Below are 19,258 nucleotides of genomic sequence, written 5' to 3' on the forward strand. Positions count from 1 at the left end.
GACACCCGCCGTCACGGGGCGGCAGCATCCTGTGTCGTTCTGTTGCTCTGCGCACTTCTCTGATCGGTGTTGTCGATTCACGACGCGTGGAACCGGGGTCCAGGTGGACAGACACAGGCGTGTGCTCGCGGCGGCGGTCGTCGCGCTCCTGCTCGGGTCGGGCCTGGCGCCGGGCCCGGCGGCGGCGGGTGAGCCGGCCGCCCACCCGACGCGCGACGAGAGCTTCGACGGGTCGTGGAAGTTCGCCCTGGCCAACACCACCGGTGACGACGAACCGGCGTACGCCGACGCGGACGAGCCCGGCTTCGACGACTCGGCGTGGCGGGTGCTGAACCTGCCGCACGACTGGTCGATCGAGCAGCCGATGACGCCCGGGGCCGGCAGCGGCACGGGCTACTTCCCCGGCGGCCTCGGCTGGTACCGCAAGACGTTCACGCTGCCGCGCTCGACCGCCGACAAGCAGGTCTCGCTGGAGTTCGGCGGCGTCTACATGGACTCCGAGGTCTACCTCAACGGCGCGCTGGTCACCGCGCACCCGTACGGCTACACGGGTTTCGCGGTCGACCTGGCCGCGGCGCACAAGGACGGCCGGACCCCGAACGTCGTCGCGGTGAAGGTGCGCAACAAGCTGCCGAGCAGCCGCTGGTACTCCGGCAGCGGCATCTACCGGCACGTCGACCTCGTCGTCACCGACCGGGTGCACGTCGCCCGGCACGGCACGTTCGTGACCACCCCGGACGTCGAGCGCGAAGTGGCCTCGGGCCACGCCACCGCGCACGTCCGCACCGACGTGGTCAACGGCCGCGCCGCCGAGGACGTCGCCGTGCGGTACCGCGTCAAGGACTCCGACGGACGCGTCGTGGCACGTCACCACACGGCGGTCACCGGCACGACCGTCGAGTCCGACATCCGCGTGCCGGAGCCGACCCTGTGGTCCATGGCGGACCCGCACCTCTACACGCTGGAGACCGAGGTGACGGTGGCCGGCCGGCGCGTGGACGCCACCAGCACCCGGTTCGGCTTCCGCTGGGTCCGGTTCGACGCGGACGAGGGCTTCTTCGTCAACGGCGAGTACCACAAGATCCAGGGCGTCGACCTGCACCACGACCAGGGCGCGCTCGGGTCCGCGGTGAACCGCGACGCGCTGGAGCGGCAGCTGCGGCTGATGAAGGGCATGGGCGTCAACGCCTTCCGCACCTCGCACAACCCGCCGTCGCGCGAACAGGTCGAGCTGTGCGAGGAGCTGGGCATCGTGATGATGGTGGAGGCGTTCGACACCTGGCGGCGGCCCAAGATCGCCTACGACTACGGCCGGTTCTTCGACGCCAACAGCTCCGCCGACATCAAGGAGATGGTGCACGCGGCGAAGAACTCCCCCGCCGTGGTGCTGTGGTCGGTGGGCAACGAGATCCCGGACTTCTGGAACGTCCCGTTCGGCCCGGACACCGCCCAGCGCCTGGCCGCCGACATCCGCTCGATCGACACCAGCCGCCCGGTGGTGTTCGGCTCGGACGCCTACCGCCGCGTGCCGGCCACGGGCTCCGGTCCGGACCTGATCCTCGGCGCGCTCGACGGCCTGGGCCTGAACTACAACACGGCGGGCGCGGTGGACGCGTTGCACGCCAAGTACCCGGACAAGTTCATCTTCGAGTCCGAGTCGTCGTCCTCGACCTCCACGCGTGGCTCGTACCAGGACCCGTTGCTGGTCAACACCGGCGAGAACCACACGCCCGGCAAGCGCGAGGTCTCGTCGTACGACAACAACATGGCGTCCTGGACGTTGAGCGGCGAGTACGGGTTGAAGAAGGACCGGGACCGCAAGTTCTTCCTCGGCCAGTTCCTGTGGGCGGGCATGGACTACATCGGCGAGCCCACGCCGTTCGACGGGGTGTTCCCGGTGCGCACCTCGCACTTCGGCGCGATGGACACGGCCGGGTTCCCCAAGGACCTGTACTACCTGTTCAAGAGCCAGTGGACGACCGACCCGATGGTGCACGTCGCGCCGATGGACTGGACCGGCCACGAGGTGGGCGAGCCGGTGCAGGTCTGGGCCTACGCGAACGTGGACACCGTCGAGCTGTTCCTGAACGGCACGTCGCTCGGCGTGCGGAAGTTCGACCGCAAGAAGACCACGTACGGCAAGGAGTACCTGGAGACGACCGAGCCGTCCAACGACGACAAGAACGTCACCACCGGGCCGTTCCCGGGCAGCTACACCAGCCCGAACGGCAGCGCGGGCAAGCTGCACCTCACGTGGACCGTGCCGTTCCAGCCGGGTGAGCTGGTCGCGGTGGCGCGCGAGGACGGCAAGGAGGTCGCACGGGACGTGGTCCGCACGGCCGGTGCGGCGGCTGCGGTGAGGCTGACGCCCGACCGCGAGGTCGTGACGGCGGACGGCCGGTCGCTGACCTACGTCACCGCCGACGTGGTCGACCGCGACGGCGTGGTCGTGCCGAGCGCGGCGGACAGGGTCACGTTCTCCGTCACCGGCGGCCGGCTCGTCGGCGTGGACAACGGGCGGCCGGAGAGCGTGGAGCCGTACAAGGCGGACGGCATGACCGCGTTCCACGGCAAGGTGTTGGCGATCGTGCAGTCGGACGCGCGCGGCGGCCCCATCACGATCCGGGCGACGGCGCCGGGCCTGCGGTCCGGCCGCACGTCCGTGCTCGCCATCCCTCGCGGTCCCAAGGGACCCGGCGGGTTGACGGCGGTCGGGGCGGCCCCGCCGATCGCCGACGGCCCGGTGGTCGACGCGAGCTACAGCGGCCGGGCGACCACGCTGCCGGCGGCGATGGTGGACGGCGACCTGACCACGCGGTGGTCGAACTCCTACGCCAAGCAGGCGACCCAGGTGCTGCCCGCGGTGTCGTCGGCGCACGCGAGCGACTGGGTTTCGGTGGCGTGGCCGCAACAGCGGCAGGTCGGCGGGCTGACGTCGCACTTCGCCGTGGACGCCGCTCACCAGCTGCCCGCCTCGGTCCGGGTGGCGCACTGGGACGGCCGCGCGTGGGCGCCCGCGTCGAACGTCCGCGTCGACTGGGGCGCCGGCGGGCCGAGCCGCATCACGTTCGATCCGGTGACCACGACGCGGGTCCGGATCACCATGACCAGCCGTGCGCCGGGCACGTCGACCGGCTTCCTCGGCATCGACGAGCTCCAGGTGATCGGAGGCCCGTGATGGCACAGGTGAACCGTCGGACCTTCCTGGGCGGGGTGGCCGCGGCCTACGCGCTCCCGTTCGGCGCGGGCCAGGCGCAGGCGGCGCCGGAGCCACCGCGCCAGGCCGCGCTGACGTGGCTGGAAGGCGGTGCGCCCGCCACCCACGCGGGCACCACCTGGGGTGTGCCGTGGCCACGCGGCGCGTTCGCCAAGGACCAGGCGTTCTCGCTGGTCACGGCCACGGGCGAGCAGGTGCCGGTGCAGTCCTGGGCGACCGGCGTGTGGCCGGACGGCTCGCTGAAGTGGAGCGCGCACGCGATCAGCGGACCCACCGCCGCCGACGGGTACCGGCTGGAACCGGGTCCGGCCCGGGCGCCGGCGCAGGCCGTCACGGTGGAGGACAGGGCGGAGCACGTCATCGTCCGCACCGGCGTGATCGAGGTGACCGTGCGCAAGAGCGGCGCGGACCTGATCGAGCGGATCACGCGCGGCGGAGAGCCGGTCGTGCGGCGCGGGCACCTGGTGTGCCTGCGCCAGGACCACGACGAGGACGAGGACACCGGCGGCGCGAAGCGGGAGAAGTTCGTCAGCGCCGTCAAGAACGTCATCGTGGAGCAGAGCGGTCCGGTGCGGGCCGTGCTGCGGGTCGACGGCGTGCACCGGGCGAAGCGGCGCGAGTGGCTGCCGTTCACCGTGCGGTTCTACTTCTTCGCGGGCACGGACAGCATCAAGATGACGCACACGTTCGTGTGGGACGGCACGGAGGACGACTACCTGCGCGGCCTGGGCATCCGGTTCGCGGTGCCGATGCGGGACGAGCCGCACGACCGGCACGTCCGGTTCGGCGGCGAGGAGGGCGGGTTGCTGCGCGAGGCCGTGCGCGGCATCACCGGCCTGCGACGCGATCCGGGCGCGGCGGTGCGCAGCGCCCAGGTGGCGGGGCGGAAGCTGCCGCCGGTGTCCACTTGGGACACCCGCGTCAGCGGCAGGCTGAACCTGATCCCGACGTGGGGCGACTACAGCCTCAGCCAGCTCACCGCGGACGGTTACGCGATCCGCAAGCGCACCAAGCCCGGCCACACGTGGGTGGACGTGGACGCGGGACGGCGGTCGCCCGGTTTCGGGTACGTCGGCGGCGCGAGCGGCGGCCTGGCGTTCGGGCTGCGCAACTTCTGGCAGCTGCACCCGACGCAGCTCGACGTGCGCGGCGCGGCGGGTGAGGAGGCCGAGGTGACGGTGTGGCTGTGGTCGCCGGACGCGCGGCCGATGGACCTGCGGTTCTACCACGACGGCCTGGGCATGGACACGTTCCCGGAGCAGTTGGAGGGCCTCCAGATCACCTACGAGGACTACGAACCGGGATTCGGCACCGCGTACGGCGTGGCGCGCACCAGCGAGCTGACGTTGTGGGCGGTCGGCTCGACGCCGGACGACGCGAGCCTGGTCGCCATGGCGCAGGCCGTGCAGACGCCGCCGTTGCTGGTCGCGCCGCCGCAGCACCTGCTGGCGGCGGGCGTGTTCGGCGACTGGTCGTTGGTCGACCGCTCGACGCCGGCGCGCGCGGCGATCGAGGACCGGCTGGACTTCCTCTTCGACTACCACCGCGACCAGGTCGAGCAGCGCCGCTGGTACGGGTTCTGGAACTACGGCGACGTGATGCACACCTACGACTCCGACCGGCACCAGTGGCGCTACGACGTCGGCGGGTACGCGTGGGACAACTCGGAGCTGTCCACGGACCTGTGGCTCTGGTACGCCTACCTGCGCAGCGGGCGGGCGGACGTGTTCCGGATGGCCGAGGCGATGACCCGGCACACCGGCGAGGTCGACGTCTACCACCTTGGCCAGTGGAAGGACCTCGGCACCAGGCACAACGTGCTGCACTGGGGGTGCAGCGCCAAGCAGCTGCGCATCAGCACGGCCGCGAACCGGAGGTTCTACTACTTCCTGACCGCCGATGAGCGGGTCGGCGACCTGCTGCGCGAGCTGGTGGACGCGGACCGCACGTTCGTCGCGCTCGACCCGTTGCGCAAGATCCGCACCGAGCCGTACACGCCCGATCCGAAGGCGCTCGCGGTCGGACTCGGCACGGACTGGGGCGCCTTGGCGGCGGCGTGGCTGACGGAGTGGGAACGCGGCGGCGACCCGGTCGCGCGGCAGAAGCTGCTGGGCACGGTCGAGGACATCGGGGCGCTGAAGAACGGCTTCGTCACCGGTGAGGCGCTCTACAACCTGGAGACTGGCCGGTTCGCCACCGATCGGGTGCAGGTGAGCGTGTCGCACCTGTCGGCGGTGTTCGGGTTGGCGGAGATCTGCGGCGAGCTGATCGACCTCCTGGACCGGCCCGCGTTCGAGAAGGCGTGGGTGCAGTACTGCCGGTTGTACGGCGCGACCAGGGAGGAGCAGCAGGCCGAGGTCGGCGGCTCGTGGAACGTCGGCTTCCGCCAGATGCACTCCCGCCTCACCGCGTACGCGGCGGCGCGGACCGGTGACGAGGCGTTGGCGCGGCGGGCGTGGGACGAGTTCTTCGCCGGCCAGGACGGGTACGGCCCGGGGCTGCCGTGGCGGTCGACCAGGGTCGAGGGCCCGAACGCGCTGCGCCCGGTCGACGAGGCGGTGTTCGTGTCGACCAACGCCTCCGCCCAGTACGGACTGGCCGCGATCCAGAACCTCGCCCTGGTGGGCGACGCGCTGCCACCTCAACGGGTGGACCGCTGACCGCTCGGCCACCGTGCCCCGGGGTGCGCTGGGAACACACCCGGAGCACGGCCGGCCGCGGCACCCGCCTGACCGCCGCGTCGCTCGTGCTGCCCGCCGCCGACGCCTGACGGCGGGCGCCCGACGACGCTGACCTCGGGTGCCCGACGACACCGGACCGCGGGCGTCCGGCGACACCTAGCCCCGGGCGCGTGGCACGACCAGGCCCGATTCGTAGGCCGCGACCACCGCCTGGGTGCGGTCGCGCAGGCCGAGCTTGTTCAGCACCCGGCTCACGTGCGTCTTCACCGTCTCCTCCGTGACCACCAGCCGGGCCGCGACCTCGGTGTTCGACAGGCCCTCCGCGATCAGGCGCAGCACCTGCGTCTCCCGTGGCGTGAGGGTGGACAGGGCGGTCCCGGACGTGGCCGGCTCGGGGCGCAGCCGGGCGAACTCGCTGATCAGGCGGCGGGTCACGGTCGGCGCCAGCAACGCCTCGCCGGCCGCGACCACCCGCACCGCGTCGAACAGCTGCTCCGCCGTCACGTCCTTGAGCAGGAAGCCGCTGGCGCCCGCGCGCAACGCGTCGTAGACGTACTCGTCCAGGTCGAACGTGGTCAGGATCAGCACCCGCGGCCCGTCGGCGAGCCGGCGCGTGGCCTCGATGCCGTCCACGCCCGGCATCCGCACGTCCATCAGCACCACGTCGGGTGACAGCTCGCGGCAGACGCGCACCGCCTCCCCGCCGTCGGACGCCGTGCCGACGACGGTGAAGTCGGGTTGCGTGTCGAGCAGCGCGGCGTACCCGGTGCGGATCACCTGGTGGTCGTCGGCGACCACGATCCGGACGGCGCTCACCCGGCCGCCCCCGTCGGCAGGCTCGCCTCGACCAGGAATCCGCCCACGGCCGTCGTGCCCGTGTGCAACCGGCCGCCGACGGCCGCCGCCCGTTCGCGCATGCCGGTCAGCCCGTGCCCACCGGACGGCGCCGCGCCGCGTGGGCCGGGCCCGTTGTCCCTGATGCGCAACCGCAACGCCTCCTCGGTGTAGTGCAGCTCCACGTCGACCGCCGCGCCGGGCGCGTGCCGCCGCGCGTTGGTGAGGGCTTCCTGGACGATCCGGTACGCGGCCAGCTCCACACCGGGGTCCAGCGGGCCGGGCGTGCCGGAGACGATGAGCCGCGCGCCCGCGCCGGACGTGTCGCGCACGTCGTCGAGCAGTTCGTTGAGCTGCGGCAACCCCGGCTGCGGGCGGCGGTCCGCGACCTCCTCCGGCGCGTCGGACCGCAGCACGCCCAGCAACCGCCGCATCTCGGTCAGCCCGGCCCGCGCGGTGTCGCCGATCTCCGCCAGCCGCTGCGCGCCGGCGGCGGGCATGCCGGGCGTGGTCAGCCGGGCCGTCTCCGCCTGCACCGCGATCATCGAGATGTGGTGCGCCACGACGTCGTGCAGCTCGCGCGCGATCCGGGCCCGCTCGCCGCGCGCGGTGTGCTCCAGCAGGCTCCCGGCCACGGCCTGCCGGGCGGCCCGGTGCACCAGCGCCTCGCCGCGCGCCCACCGGGCGACCCCGACCCACCCCGCCGCCAACGCCGACGACGCCGCCAGCACGGTGATCGCGTCCGCGTCGCGCACCAGGGCCAGCACCGGGTACGGCACGGCCAGGCAGGTTGCCAGGACCTGGCCGCCGACCCGTCCCAGCCGGTACAGCACGATCAGCTGCGCGCCGAGGCCCGCCGCCGTGAGGCCGTGGAACAACCCGAGCGACAGCACGGCCGCCGCCGTCACCGCGACCGCGGCGGGCGCCGGGCGCAGGAACGCCGCCGGCGCGGTGGTCGCCAGGGCCAGCACCCCGAGCACCAGGACGAGCTGCGGGTCGGCGCCGCCGGTCACCGCCCGCGCCACCGCCTCGCCCACCGCGCCCGCGCCCAGCAGCGCCACGACGCCCCCCGGCACGCGCGGGCCGTCGGCCAACCGCCGGGCCCACCCCTCATCGCTCACCGGGTCATTGTCGTCGCCGACCCGCGCCGACGCGTCACCGCAGGTGGTGACACCGGCATCCCTCTCAGGAGGGATGCGCCTCCCCCGCGCCGGCGAGGCGGAGACGGCTCTCCCGCGTGACGACCCGACCCGGGCCGCGCTCCTAGCCTTCCCGGCATGGAAGCAACCATCGAAGTCTCCGGGCTGCGCAAGCGGTACGGGCCGACCGTGGCGCTGGACGGGATGACGTTCACCGTCGCACCGGGCAAGGTCACCGGCTTCGTCGGGCCCAACGGCGCGGGCAAGTCCACCACGATGCGGGTGATCCTCGGCCTCGACTCGGTCGACGAGGGCCGTGCGCTGGTCGGCGGCCGGCCGTACCGGACCCTGCGGCACCCGTTGCGACAGGTCGGGTCCCTGTTGGACGCGTCGGCGCTGCAGCCCGGTCGCACCGGCCGCAACCACCTGCTGTGGCTGGCCCACTCGCAGGGCCTCGGCGCGCGGCGGGTGGACGAGGTCGCCGAACGGGTCGGCCTGACCTCGGCGATCCGGCGCAAGGCCGGCGGCTACTCGTTGGGCATGCGGCAGCGGCTCGGCATCGCGGCGGCGCTGCTCGGCGACCCGCCGGTGCTCGTGCTGGACGAGCCGGTGAACGGCATGGACCCCGAGGGCATCCGGTGGGTGCGCGGTTTCCTGCCGTCGCTGGCGGCCGAGGGCCGGGCGGTGCTGGTGTCCAGCCACCTGATGAGCGAGTTGCAGGACACCGCCGACCACGTGGTGATCGTCGGCCGGGGCAAGGTCATCGCCGACGTCGGCGTGGCGGAGCTGATCGAGGCCGCGTCCGGCGAACGGGTCACGTTGCGCACCAGCGCCCGCACGCCGGCGACGACGGTGCTGGCACGGGCGGGCGCGACGGTCGCCGTGACCGGCGCCGACACGCTCACCGTCACCGGGCTGTCCGGTGAACGGGTGGTGGCGCTGCTGGGCGAGCACGCGGTGCCGTTCTCCGAGGTGTCGGCGCACCGCGCGTCCCTCGAAGAGGCCTACATGGAGCTGACCAGGGACGCGGTCGAGTTCCACGCGGCCGAGGGCGCGCGATGAGCGGGCCGGACGGGTTCGGGCACGTGCTGCGCGCCGAGTGGACGAAGCTGCGCACCGTGCGCGGCTGGGTGCTCGGCCTGGTCGCGGCGGCGCTGGTGATCCTGCTGATGGGGCTGTTCGCCGCGGCGGCGAGCAACTTCTCGTGCAGCGGCCCGAACGGCGCGCCGTGCGCGGGCAGCACGCCGCCGACGGGTCCGGGCGGCGAGCCGGTCGTCGACAACTTCTCGTTCGCGCACCAGGCGCTCACCGGCGACGGCAGCATCACCGCCCGCGTGACGTCGCTGACCGCGGTGTCCTCTTCGGACGGTCAGGCGCCGGTCGAGGACACGCAGCCGTGGACCAAGGGCGGGATCATCGTCAAGGCGAGCACCACGCCGGGATCGCCGTACGCCGCGTTGATGCTGACGGGCGGCCACGGCGTGCGGTTGCAGCACAACTTCACCGGCGACGTCGCGGGCACGCTGCACGCGACGCCGAGCTGGCTGCGCCTGACCCGGTCGGGCGACACGATCACCGGCCACGAGTCGCCCGACGGCGCGACCTGGCACCTCGTCGGCTCGGTCACCCTCCCCGGGCTGCCGTCGACCGTGCGGGCCGGGCTGTTCGCGGCCTCGCCGCACCACGAGGTGATCACCGAGTCGTTCGCCGGCGCCAGCGGCGAGAGCTACCCGACGCGGGCGACCGCCGAGTTCGACCGGATCGGGCTGGAGGGCTCGTGGCCGGACCGGAAGTGGGTCGGTGAGGACGTCGGCGACCTGGGCGGGCCGCGCGCGGGCGCCGGGGCGGGCACCGGGTTCGAGGAGACCGCCGACGGGGTCGCGGTGAGCGGGTCGGGCAACATCGCGCCGGTCGTGGCCGGGCGCGGTGGGCTCGGCAAGACGGTCGAGGGTCGGCTGGTCGGCGCGTTCGCCGGGCTGATCGCGGTCATCGTGGTCGCGGCGACGTTCATGACCTCGGAGTACCGGCGCGGCCTGATCCGCACGAGCCTCAGCGCCAGCCCGCGGCGCGGTCGGGTGCTGGCGGCGAAGGCCGCGGTGATCGCGGCGGTCACGTTCGTCACCGCGCTGGCCGCGGCCCTGATCACGGTGCCGTTGGTCCGGGCGGTGGAGGTGGACAAGGGTTTCTTCCTGTTCACCGTGCCGACCGCGACCGAGGTGCGGGTGATCGTCGGCACGGCGGCGTTGCTCGCGGTGGCGGCGGTGCTCAGCCTGGCCGTCGGCACGGTGCTGCGGCGCAGCGCGGGCGCGGTGGCGGTGGTGATCGTGGCGATCGTGCTGCCGTACGTGCTGGCGATCGCGTCCGTGCTGCCGACCGGGCCGTCGGACTGGCTGCTGCGGGTCACGCCGGCCGCCGCGTTCGCCGTCCAGCAGAGCTTGCCGGAGTACCAGCAGGTCACGGCGAACTACGCCCCCGCCGACGGCTACTTCCCGTTGAGCCCGCTGGGTGGGTTCGCGGTGCTGTGCGGCTACACGGCGGTCGCGCTCGGTGTGGCGTTCTCCGTGCTGCGGAGGAGGGACGCGTGAGGGAAGCGCTGCACGTGGAGTGGACGAAGCTGCGCACGGTGGCGGGCACGGCGTGGCTGCTGGCCGGGGTGGTGCTGCTGACCGTGGCGCTGGGGGTGGCGGCGTCGGTCGCCTGCGCCGACACGGGGTGCGGGGACCCGGCGAAGACCAGCCTGACCGGGATCGCGTTCGGCCAGGCCGTGGTCGCCGTGCTGGCCGTGCTCGCGGTGGGCGGCGAGTACGGCACGGGGATGATCCGGGTGACGTTCGCCGCGCTGCCGCGCCGGTCGACCGTGCTGGCGGCGAAGGCGGCCGTGGTCGGCGCGCTGGTGCTGGTGGCGGGCGGGGCGGCGGTGCTCGTGTCGGTGCTGGCGGGGCGGGGCGTCCTGTCGGGGGTCGCGGTGCTGTCGCTGGGCGACGGGCCGGTGCTGCGCGCGGCCGTCGGCTCCGTGCTCTACCTGGTGCTGGTCGGGCTGCTGAGCCTGGGCGTGGCCGTCCTGGTGCGTGACGCGGCGGCGGCCATCGGGGTGGTGCTCGGGCTGCTGTACCTGTTCCCGGTCGTGGCCGCGGTGGTGTCCGACCCGGACTGGTTCAAGCGCTTGCAGCGGATCAGCCCGATGACGGCGGGGCTGGCGGTGCAGGCCACCGCGAACGTCGAGGGCCTGCCGATCAGCCCGTGGGCGGGTCTGGGCGTGCTCGGGCTGTGGGCGGCCGGCGCGCTCCTGGTCGGCGGTCTGGCACTCCGGCTGCGTGACGCCTAGGGCTTCGTCGGCCGGGGCAGCAGCAGGTGCACGGCGAAGCCCGCCAGCGTCGTCAGGACCACCTGGTAGAGGATCGAGAGCCGCGGGTCGCTGCCGACGGTGAACACCGCGTCCAGCCCGGTGGTCGCCACGCCGGCGAGGGTGAGCAGGCCGGTCACGTGCCAGCCGAAGAAGCCCGCCGCCCAGGCGACCAGCGGCCAGCGGTTGCGGTCGGGGCGGCGCAGGACCAGGTAGGTGGAGAGCGCGGCGCCGGCGTTGAAGAGCACGCCGACGACCGTGAGCTCGGCCAGGTCGCCGGACAGCAGCGTCGACAGCGTCTGAGCGACGACGAGCGCGATCATCGACCAGCATCCGACCCGGGTCTTGTCCACGGCGCGGATGCTAGGGCACCGGCCCGGACCCGGACGAGGTGACGTGGTCCCGATCAGCTCGGCCCCCTGACGCGGGTGGGGCCGGCTGCCCGGGCTTTGCTCGCCGTCGTCCGGGCCGGCGCCCGGGTCGCAGTCGCCTGAGCCGCCGTGTCCGGGCCGTCGTCGGGTGATCGATAGGCTGGTCGGATGCGCGTGTTGTTCACCTTCATCGGCGGGTTGGGCCACTTCCAGCCGTTGGTGCCGTTCGCCTCGGCCGTGGTCGCGGCCGGGCACACCGTCGCGGTCGCGGCCGGGCCGAACCGGTGCGAGGCGGTCGAGGCCGCCGGGTTCACCGCGCTCCCGGTGGGTGAGGGAGGACGGCCCGAGCCCTCGGAGGTCGGGCCGCTGCTCGCGCCCGACCGGGAGCGGGACGACCAGGAGCTGCGGGACGGGTTCGTGCGACGGGGTGCGGCCGAGCGGGTGCCGTTGTACCTGGAGCTGTTCGAGCGGTGGCGGCCGGACGTGGTGGTGTGCGAGGAAGTGGACTTCGGCAGTGTGCTCGCCGCCGAGAAGCTCGGCCTGCCCTACGCGAACGTGCAGGTCATCGCGTCGGGCGCGTTCGTGCGGCCGGCGGTGGTCGGCGAGCCGATCGGCGAGCTGCGCGCCGGCCTCGGCCTGCCGCCCGACCCGGACCTGGAGATGCTGCACCGGCGGCTGCTGCTGTCGCCGTTCCCGCCGAGCTTCCGCGATCCGGCGTTCCCCTTGCCGGGCACGGCTTTCCCGATCCGCCCGCCGGTCGGTCCGATCGGCCGGTCCGACCCGCCGACCGCGTACTTCACCCTGGGCACGGCGTTCAACGCCGAGTCCGGCGACCTCTTCTCGCGGGTGCTGGCCGGGCTGCGCGACCTGCCGGTGAACGTGATCGCCACGGTGGGCAGGCACCTCGACCCGGCCGCGTTCGGCCCGCAACGGCCCGGCGTGCGCATCGAGCGCTACGTGCCGCAGGAGACGGTGCTGCCGCACTGCGACCTGGTGATCTCGCACGGCGGTTCGGGCAGCGTGATCGGCGCGTTGGCGCACGGCTTGCCGACCGTGCTGCTGCCGTTGGGCGCCGACCAGCCGCAGAACGCCGACCAGTGCGCGCGGCTGGGCGTGGGCCGGGTGCTGGACCCCGTCGCCGCCACGCCGCAGGACGTGCGGGCCGCGGTCGCGGAGGTGTTGGCCGATCCGGGTTACCGGCAGGCAGCGGAGCGCGTGCGGGCGGAGATGCTCGACCTGCCCGAGCCCGCGCGGGCGGTGCCGTTGCTGGAGCGGCTGGCCGGCTGACTACCCGATCCGGTCGCGGTTGCCGGTCGGCACGATGAGTCCGCTCTCGTAGGCGACCACGACGGCCTGCGCGCGGCTGGCCAGGGCCAGCTTGCCCATCATCCGCTTGACGTGCGTCTTCACCGTCGCTTCGCTGAGCACGAGGCGTTGGGCGATCTGGGCGTTGGTCAGGCCGTTGCCGACCAGGCGGAGCACCTCGGTCTCCCGCGCGGTCAGGGCGGCCAGCTGCGGCGCGCCGACGGCGGTGGCGCGGTGGTGCTGGGCGTAGGTCTCGATCAGCCGGTGGGTGATGTGCGGCGCGATGAGGATGTCGCCGGCGGCGATGGTGCAAACGGCGGAGATGATCCGCTCCGGCGGGGTGTCCTTGACCAGGAACCCGGACGCGCCCTCGCCCAACGCGGTGTAGACGTACTCGGGCAGGTCGAACGTGGTCAGCACGACGATCCGGGGCGGGTCCTCGCGATCGCGGTCCGGCTGCCGGCTGTCGGGCTCCCGGTCGCGGTCGTGGTCGCGGTCGCGGTCGTGGTGGGCGGCCAGGATCTGGCGCGTGGCGGCGATGCCGTCCAGGACGGGCATCCGGATGTCCATCAGGATCACGTCGGGCGAGGTTTGGGCGGCCATCGCCACCGCCTGACCGCCGTCGGCGGCCTCGCCCACGACCTCGAAGCCCGGCGCGGCGGTGAACAGGGCGACCAGGCCGGCCCGGATGAGCGCCTGGTCGTCGGCGATGAGCACGCGGATCGTCACCGGGCCGCCACCTCGCCCATCGGCAGCCGCAGGACCACGCCGAACCCGCCCTCGGCGATCGGGCCGGCGGTGAGCACGCCCCCGTACAGCTCGGCGCGTTCCCGCATCCCGCGGATGCCGTGCGGCTCGTGGTCCGGGCCCGACGCGCCCGGCGCCGCCCGGCCGTCGTCGGTCACCTTCAGCACCAGCGTCTGCTCGCCGTACTCGACCTCGATCCGCGCACGCGCCCGCCCCGCGTGCTTGAGCACGTTGGTCAGCGACTCCTGCACCACCCGGTAAGCGCACAGGTCCGGGCCCGGCCGCAGCTCGCGCACCTCGCCGCTGATCACCACGTCGACCGGCAACCCCGCGCCCCGGGCCCGGTCCACCAGCTCCTCGAGAGCCGCCAACCCGGGCTGCGGCCGGTAGTCGTCGTCGTGGTCCACGCGCAGCACGTCGAGCAGGCGGCGCATCTCGGTCAACGCCTCACGGCTCGTGTCGCCGACCGTCGTGATCGCCTTGCGCGCGGTCGCCAGGTCGGTGTCCAGCACGTACCCCGCGACACCGGCCTGCAAGGAGATCACCGACATGTGGTGCGCGACGATGTCGTGCAGCTCGCGCGCGATGCGCACCCGCTCGTCGGCCACCGCCCGCGCCGCCTCCTCCGCCAGCCGCTCGGCCCGCTGCGCCCAGCGCTTCGTGCCCTCGCCGAGCATCCACGCGCCCGCCACGACCAGCACCGACTGCGCCACCTCGGACCACGAGCCCGCGGCGACGCCCAGGAACGCCAGCACCACGACCGCCGCCGTCGCCGCGAACGTCACCGCGGCCGCGAGCCGGGACCGCAACGTCGCCACGGTGAACATGCCGACCAGCGCGCCGACGCCGCCACTGGGCAGGCCGCCGAACCCGACCAGGCCGTAGCAGGCCAGCGCGCCCAGCATCACCACCATCGTGGCCACCGGCGCGAGCTGGCGCAGCGCGATCGGCGCGACGGTCAGCGCGGCCACCGGGTACGCCGGCCAGTCGGACCCGCCGCCGGTCTGGCTCACGGCGGTCGCCACGGTCAACGTCGTCAGCACCACCGCGAGCAGCAGGTCGAGCCGGATCGGCTTGATCGTGGCCAGCACCAGCCCAAAGTAGTCGCGCGCCGGGGCGCCCGTCGCCACCCCGTGGGCGGATTCCCCACTACCCCCACGGGGGTAGGTCGAGATGCCGTCGTGGGGCGACGACGCCGACCGCCGCGAGCCCTAACGTTCGGTGACATGAAACGACTCTGCGCGACAGCGGTGGTCGGGGCGCTGGTCCTCGCCACCGCGGGCACGGCCCACGCCCGCACCGACACCACCACCCTCCAGCGGCACGCCGACGCGTTGCTGGCGCAGGGCGCGCCCGGCGTGCTGGTCGAAGTGGACACTCCGCGCGGTGACGTGCGGGTGCGCAGCGGCCACGGCGACGTCGACCGGCGCACGCCCGTGCCGTGGCGGGCGAAGTTCCGCATCGGCAGCTACACCAAGCCGTTCGTGGCCGCGACCGTGCTGCAACTGGTCGGCGAGGGCCGGGTGTCCCTGGACGACACCGTCGAGCGGTGGCTGCCCGGTGTCGTCGCCGGCCACGGCAACGACGGCGCGAAGATCACCGTGCGGCACCTGTTGCAGCACACCAGCGGCCTGGTCGACTACGTCGGCCAACTGCCGGAGCTGTTCCTGGAGGACGAGTTCGAGGACGTCCGGTTCCGGACCTACCGGCCGGAGCAGCTCGTCGCGCTCGCCGTGCGGCAGCGGCCGGACTTCCAGCCCGGCGAGCGGTGGAAGTACTCCAACACCGGTTACGTCCTGGCCGGGATGATCATCGAACGGGTCACCGGCAACACCTGGCAGCACGAGGTGCGCACCCGCCTCGTCGAGCCGCTCGGCCTGCGCGACACCCACCTGCCGGGCACGTCGCCGTTCCTGCCCCGGCCGCACGCCACGGCGTACGAGCGGTTCCCGGAGAAGGGCCTGGAAGCCGACCCTGAGGACCCGCGGTACGGCCGCGCCCTCGACGTGACCCACTACAACCCGTCCTGGGGCGGGGCGGCCGGCGACATGATCAGCACCACCGAGGACGGCAACGAGTTCCTCAAGGCGCTGGTCGGCGGCAAGGTGCTGCGGCCCGCGCAGCTCGCCGAGATGACGAGGACCGTGCGCGCGCCGGACCTGGACGAGGGGTGGGCGGGCGCCGCGTACGGGCTCGGTCTCATGTGGATCCCGAACGCGTGCGGCGGCTACTGGTCGCACGGCGGCGACATCCCCGGCTTCAAGACCCGCAACGGCGTGACGGCCGACGGCAGGCGCAGCGTGATGGTGTCGATCAACACCGACTCGATGGTGGCCGAGCTCGGCGCGCCCGAGCTGGACCAGGACGTCACCAAGAACCTCGTCGACCACGCGCTCTGCGGTCTCAAGTAGACCCAGGGCGGCGGTGGGGCGCCCGCGTGGTTGCCCCGCCGCCGCCTCACGTCCGCGAGGCGTCCCGGACCAGCAGGGCCGCCTGCACCCGGTTCTGACAGCCCAGCTTGGCCAGGATGCGGCTCACGTACGTCTTGATCGTGGCCTCGCTCATGTGCACGCGGCGGCCCACCTCGGCGTTCGACAGGCCCTCCGCCACCAGCGCGACGACGTCCGACTCGCGCGGCGTGAGCGCGGCGAGCCGGCGTGCCGCGTCCTCGTCGCGCCCGTCCACCGCGACCATCCCGAGCACGTGCCGCGTCACGGCGGGCGACAGGTACGCCTCACCGGCGTGCACGGCCCGCACGGCGCGGATCAGCTCGTCCGGCGCGCAGTTCTTCAGCACGAACCCGTCGACCCCCTGCCGCAGCGCCAGCCGGACGTTGGCCTCGTCGCCGAACGCGGTCAGCACCACCACCCGCGGTCCGCGCAACGCGGCGGCCGCGGCCAGGCCGCCCATCACCGGCATGGCGAGGTCGAGGAGCGCCACGTCCACGCGGTGCCGGCGGGCGGCGTCCACGGCTTCGCGGCCGTCGGCCGCCACCGCGACCACGTCGAGATCTCCCGCCGACTCCAGCACCGCCCGGATGCCCGCGGTGATCAGCGGTTCGTCGTCGGCGATCAGCACCTTGATCACGACACCGCCTCCACGCGGTCCGGCACGACGGGCAGCATCGCGGTCACCCGGAACCCGCCCGGCTCCTCGTGCACGCGCAGCAGGCCGCCGGCGGCCCGGACGCGGTCGGCCAGGGTCGCCAACCCCGTGCCCCGCGCGTCCCGGACGTGGCCGCGCGTCGGGTTGGCCACGGCGAGCAGCAACGCGTCGGGCTGCCAGTCCAGCGACACCACCACCGGCTCGCCGGGCGCGTGCCGGGCGGCGTTGGTCAGCCCTTCCTGCACGACCCGGTAGGCGGCGTGGCCCGCGTCGCCGGTCGCGAGCGGTCGGGCGGCGCCCGAGCGCTCGACGGTCACCGCGACGCCCGCACGGCGGAACTCCGCCACCACCTCGTCGACGCCCGCCAGCCCCGGCGAGTCGCGCAGGGTGGCCACGACGGCGTGCAGCTCGTCCACGGCGGTGCGGGCGGCGTGCGCGAGGTTGCGCGCCACCGGGCGCTGCTCGGCCGGGAGCGGGGCCACCTCCAGCGCCGCCGCCTGCACCGAGACCAGGCTGAGCCACCGGCCGAGCGAGTCGTGCATGTCCACCGCGATGCGCAGCCGTTCCCGCAACCGCTCCCGCTCGGCGTGCAGCCGCCGTTCCCGGCGCAGCCGCTCGGCCTGCCTGGTCAGGTGCACGCCGGCGACCAGCGGCAACGCCACCAGCAGCACGACGCGGGCCAGCGCGGGCCACGGCTCGGGCTCCAGCCGCTGCGTCGGCACCAGCAGCACGGCGGGGTAGGCGAACGCGGCGACGACGGTCAGGGTCAGGTCCCGGCGCGAGGCGACGTGCCGCCCGGCCTCGTGGCTCGTGCACGCCAGCAGGGCCAACCCACCGCCCGTGACCAGCGCCGACGTCACCGCGATCGGGAACGCCACCAGCGGTCGCCGGGCGGCGAGGAGCATCACCAGCGCGGTCAGCGCGGCGTGGGCGGCCAGGCCACCGGCCGACATCCCCTCCAGCCACCCCAACGCGGTGTCGGCCACCACCACTGCGAGCAGCAGCGCAGTCCTCGCCATGGCCGCCACCCTAGCCGGCCGCGACCCGCCGTCCACTTTCGTGGACACCGCCGACGACGATCGCGAACAGCGGCCGGCGGCCCGGTCTCCCTAGCGTCGGCGGCGTGATCAAACTCCTGCTACCGCTGCTGCTCCTCGTGCCGCCGCACGCCGACCGGCCGCCGGAGAACCTCGACTGGCAACCCTGTCCCGGCGACAGCGCGGTCGCCGCCGAGTGCGCCGACCTGCCCGTGCCCGTGACCTCGACCCGGACCGTCACGTTGAAGCTCGCCCGCCTGACCGCCACCGGGGTCCGCAAGGGCACGGTCATGGTCAACTTCGGCGGACCGCAGGGCGACCAGATCGCCATCATGCGGTCCAGGCCGGGGATCTTCGACCGGATCCGCGAGTCGATGGACGTGGTGACCTGGGACCCGCGCGGCTACCCCGGCCTGAGCGGTCCGGTCCTGAACTGCGACTGGCGACTGCTGCGCACGCCGCGCTTCCCCACCGACCCGGCCGCGTTCGACCGGCTCGTCGCCGACAACCGCGCGCGGGGCGACCGGTGCCGCGACACCGACCCCGACCTGTTCGACCACATGGACTCGGGCAGCGACGCCCGTGACGTGGAGGCCATCCGGGTCGCGCTCGGCGAGCGGCGGGTGAACTTCATCGGCACCTCGTACGGCGGCGTGATCGCGCAGGCCTACGCCCGGCGGTACCCGCACCGCGTGCGCACCGTGTACGTCGACGGCACCGGCAACCACAGCGCGCGTGACTGGGACCGCGAGCTCGACGCCATCGCCCGGGACAACGAGGCGTTCGCGAGGCGGTTCCTGGACTGGGCCGGGCCGGGGGTCGAGCAGCGGTGGCAGGCGCTGGTCGCCAAGGCCGACGCCGAGCCGGTCCCCGCCCTCACGGTCGGCGTCGCCTACGACGGCACGCAGTTGCAGGCGCTCGCGTTCGGCAAGCTGCGGGGCGGTCCCGACCGGTGGGCCGAGGTGTCCCGGGCCATCGCGGCGGCCGAGGCCGGTGACGCGTCCGGTTTCGCCCCGCCGCCGGGCCGTGACCCGTACCCCGGGCTGCCCGGCGGCGGGGTGAAGGAGTGCCTGGACTTCCCGCACTCCGACTTCCGGCAGGTCACGCGGACCGTCGAGCGGCTGCGGCGGATCGCGCCGAACACCGGCGCGTCGTTCCCCCTGGCCTGGCACCTGCCGCTGACGTGCACGGGCTGGCCGACGCCGACGGCCAACCCGCCCGCGCCGCTGCCGGCGGGGCTGCCGCCGTTCCTCGGCGCGGGCACCTGGATGGACCACGCGCCGACGAAGCGGGTCACGGACCAGGTCGCGGGCAGCCGCACGATCTTCCACGACGGGCCGGGTCACAACTTGTTCGCGGCGATGATGAACCCGTGCGTCGTCGAGCACGTGAGCGCCTACGTCACCGACCGCCGCCTGCCGCCCGCGAACGCGACCTGTCCCTGACCGCGCCCACCGACCGGGCCGCGGACAGGCCATG

The 19,258-nt window shown here is 73.9% G+C and carries 15 protein-coding genes; 8 read left to right on the forward strand and 7 right to left on the reverse strand.

The genetic code is table 11. From position 1 onward, the window contains the following. Window positions 1-103: 103 nt before the first annotated feature. Window positions 104-3,178, forward strand: a complete 3,075-nt coding sequence (locus AB0I91_RS01410; protein ID WP_499634600.1) for a glycoside hydrolase family 2 TIM barrel-domain containing protein — start codon at window positions 104-106, stop codon at window positions 3,176-3,178. Continuing rightward, on the forward strand, window positions 3,178-5,877 hold the full coding sequence (locus tag AB0I91_RS01415; protein ID WP_498772177.1) for an exo-rhamnogalacturonan lyase family protein: 2,700 nt from the start codon (window positions 3,178-3,180) through the stop codon (window positions 5,875-5,877). The genes AB0I91_RS01410 and AB0I91_RS01415 overlap by 1 nt, the downstream gene beginning before the upstream one ends. 177 nt (window positions 5,878-6,054) lie before the next feature. Here AB0I91_RS01415 and AB0I91_RS01420 read toward each other — a convergent pair whose 3' ends face one another. Both AB0I91_RS01420 and AB0I91_RS01425 read right to left on the reverse strand, forming a co-directional pair. Beyond that, window positions 6,055-6,714 (reverse strand): response regulator, encoded by a 660-nt coding sequence (locus tag AB0I91_RS01420; RefSeq protein ID WP_498772175.1) that lies wholly within the window; start codon window positions 6,712-6,714, stop codon window positions 6,055-6,057. Then, entirely contained in the window at window positions 6,711-7,853 is a 1,143-nt protein-coding gene (locus AB0I91_RS01425) for a sensor histidine kinase (RefSeq protein WP_499634604.1), read from the reverse strand. Before AB0I91_RS01425 ends, AB0I91_RS01420 begins: the two co-directional genes overlap by 4 nt. 156 nt (window positions 7,854-8,009) lie before the next feature. Between AB0I91_RS01425 and AB0I91_RS01430 the strand changes: the two genes are divergently transcribed. Genes AB0I91_RS01430 through AB0I91_RS01440 form a run of 3 tightly spaced genes read left to right on the forward strand, consistent with a single transcriptional unit; the run spans window position 8,010 to window position 11,196 of the window. After that, window positions 8,010-8,933: an ABC transporter ATP-binding protein gene (locus tag AB0I91_RS01430; protein ID WP_499634607.1), complete on the forward strand. Its 924-nt coding sequence runs from the start codon at window positions 8,010-8,012 to the stop codon at window positions 8,931-8,933. Next, a complete protein-coding gene (locus AB0I91_RS01435) occupies window positions 8,930-10,456 on the forward strand; it encodes an ABC transporter permease subunit (RefSeq protein ID WP_499634609.1) in 1,527 nt (508 codons plus the stop codon). The genes AB0I91_RS01430 and AB0I91_RS01435 overlap by 4 nt, the downstream gene beginning before the upstream one ends. After that, entirely contained in the window at window positions 10,453-11,196 is a 744-nt protein-coding gene (locus AB0I91_RS01440; protein WP_499634612.1) for an ABC transporter permease, read from the forward strand. Before AB0I91_RS01435 ends, AB0I91_RS01440 begins: the two co-directional genes overlap by 4 nt. Here the strand turns inward: AB0I91_RS01440 and AB0I91_RS01445 are convergent. Then, window positions 11,193-11,567 carry a hypothetical protein gene (locus AB0I91_RS01445; RefSeq protein ID WP_498772162.1) on the reverse strand — a complete coding sequence of 125 codons (375 nt, stop codon included), beginning with the start codon at window positions 11,565-11,567 and terminating at the stop codon, window positions 11,193-11,195. The genes AB0I91_RS01440 and AB0I91_RS01445 overlap by 4 nt on opposite strands. Before the next feature lie 186 nt (window positions 11,568-11,753). On the opposite strand from AB0I91_RS01445, the gene AB0I91_RS01450 reads away from it, so the two are divergent. Beyond that, entirely contained in the window at window positions 11,754-12,872 is a 1,119-nt protein-coding gene (locus AB0I91_RS01450; protein WP_498772160.1) for a glycosyltransferase, read from the forward strand. On the opposite strand, the gene AB0I91_RS01455 is transcribed toward AB0I91_RS01450, so the two are convergent. Both AB0I91_RS01455 and AB0I91_RS01460 read right to left on the reverse strand, forming a co-directional pair. After that, a complete protein-coding gene (locus tag AB0I91_RS01455; protein ID WP_499634615.1) occupies window positions 12,873-13,619 on the reverse strand; it encodes a response regulator in 747 nt (248 codons plus the stop codon). Continuing rightward, window positions 13,616-14,728, reverse strand: a complete 1,113-nt coding sequence (locus AB0I91_RS01460; protein WP_499634618.1) for a sensor histidine kinase — start codon at window positions 14,726-14,728, stop codon at window positions 13,616-13,618. Before AB0I91_RS01460 ends, AB0I91_RS01455 begins: the two co-directional genes overlap by 4 nt. A 135-nt stretch (window positions 14,729-14,863) precedes the next feature. Here AB0I91_RS01460 and AB0I91_RS01465 point away from each other — a divergent pair, with 135 nt between their 5' ends. After that, window positions 14,864-16,048 (forward strand): serine hydrolase domain-containing protein, encoded by a 1,185-nt coding sequence (locus tag AB0I91_RS01465; RefSeq protein WP_499634621.1) that lies wholly within the window; start codon window positions 14,864-14,866, stop codon window positions 16,046-16,048. A gap of 46 nt (window positions 16,049-16,094) precedes the next feature. On the opposite strand, the gene AB0I91_RS01470 is transcribed toward AB0I91_RS01465, so the two are convergent. Both AB0I91_RS01470 and AB0I91_RS01475 read right to left on the reverse strand, forming a co-directional pair. Then, entirely contained in the window at window positions 16,095-16,724 is a 630-nt protein-coding gene (locus AB0I91_RS01470) for a response regulator (RefSeq protein ID WP_498772152.1), read from the reverse strand. Further along, window positions 16,721-17,761: a sensor histidine kinase gene (locus tag AB0I91_RS01475; RefSeq protein ID WP_498772150.1), complete on the reverse strand. Its 1,041-nt coding sequence runs from the start codon at window positions 17,759-17,761 to the stop codon at window positions 16,721-16,723. Before AB0I91_RS01475 ends, AB0I91_RS01470 begins: the two co-directional genes overlap by 4 nt. A 104-nt stretch (window positions 17,762-17,865) precedes the next feature. Here AB0I91_RS01475 and AB0I91_RS01480 point away from each other — a divergent pair, with 104 nt between their 5' ends. Beyond that, a complete protein-coding gene (locus AB0I91_RS01480) occupies window positions 17,866-19,224 on the forward strand; it encodes an alpha/beta fold hydrolase (protein WP_499634625.1) in 1,359 nt (452 codons plus the stop codon). Window positions 19,225-19,258: the final 34 nt, after the last annotated feature.

It is taken from the genome of Actinosynnema sp. NPDC049800, assembly GCF_040656635.1.
GTDB lineage: Bacteria > Actinomycetota > Actinomycetes > Mycobacteriales > Pseudonocardiaceae > Actinosynnema.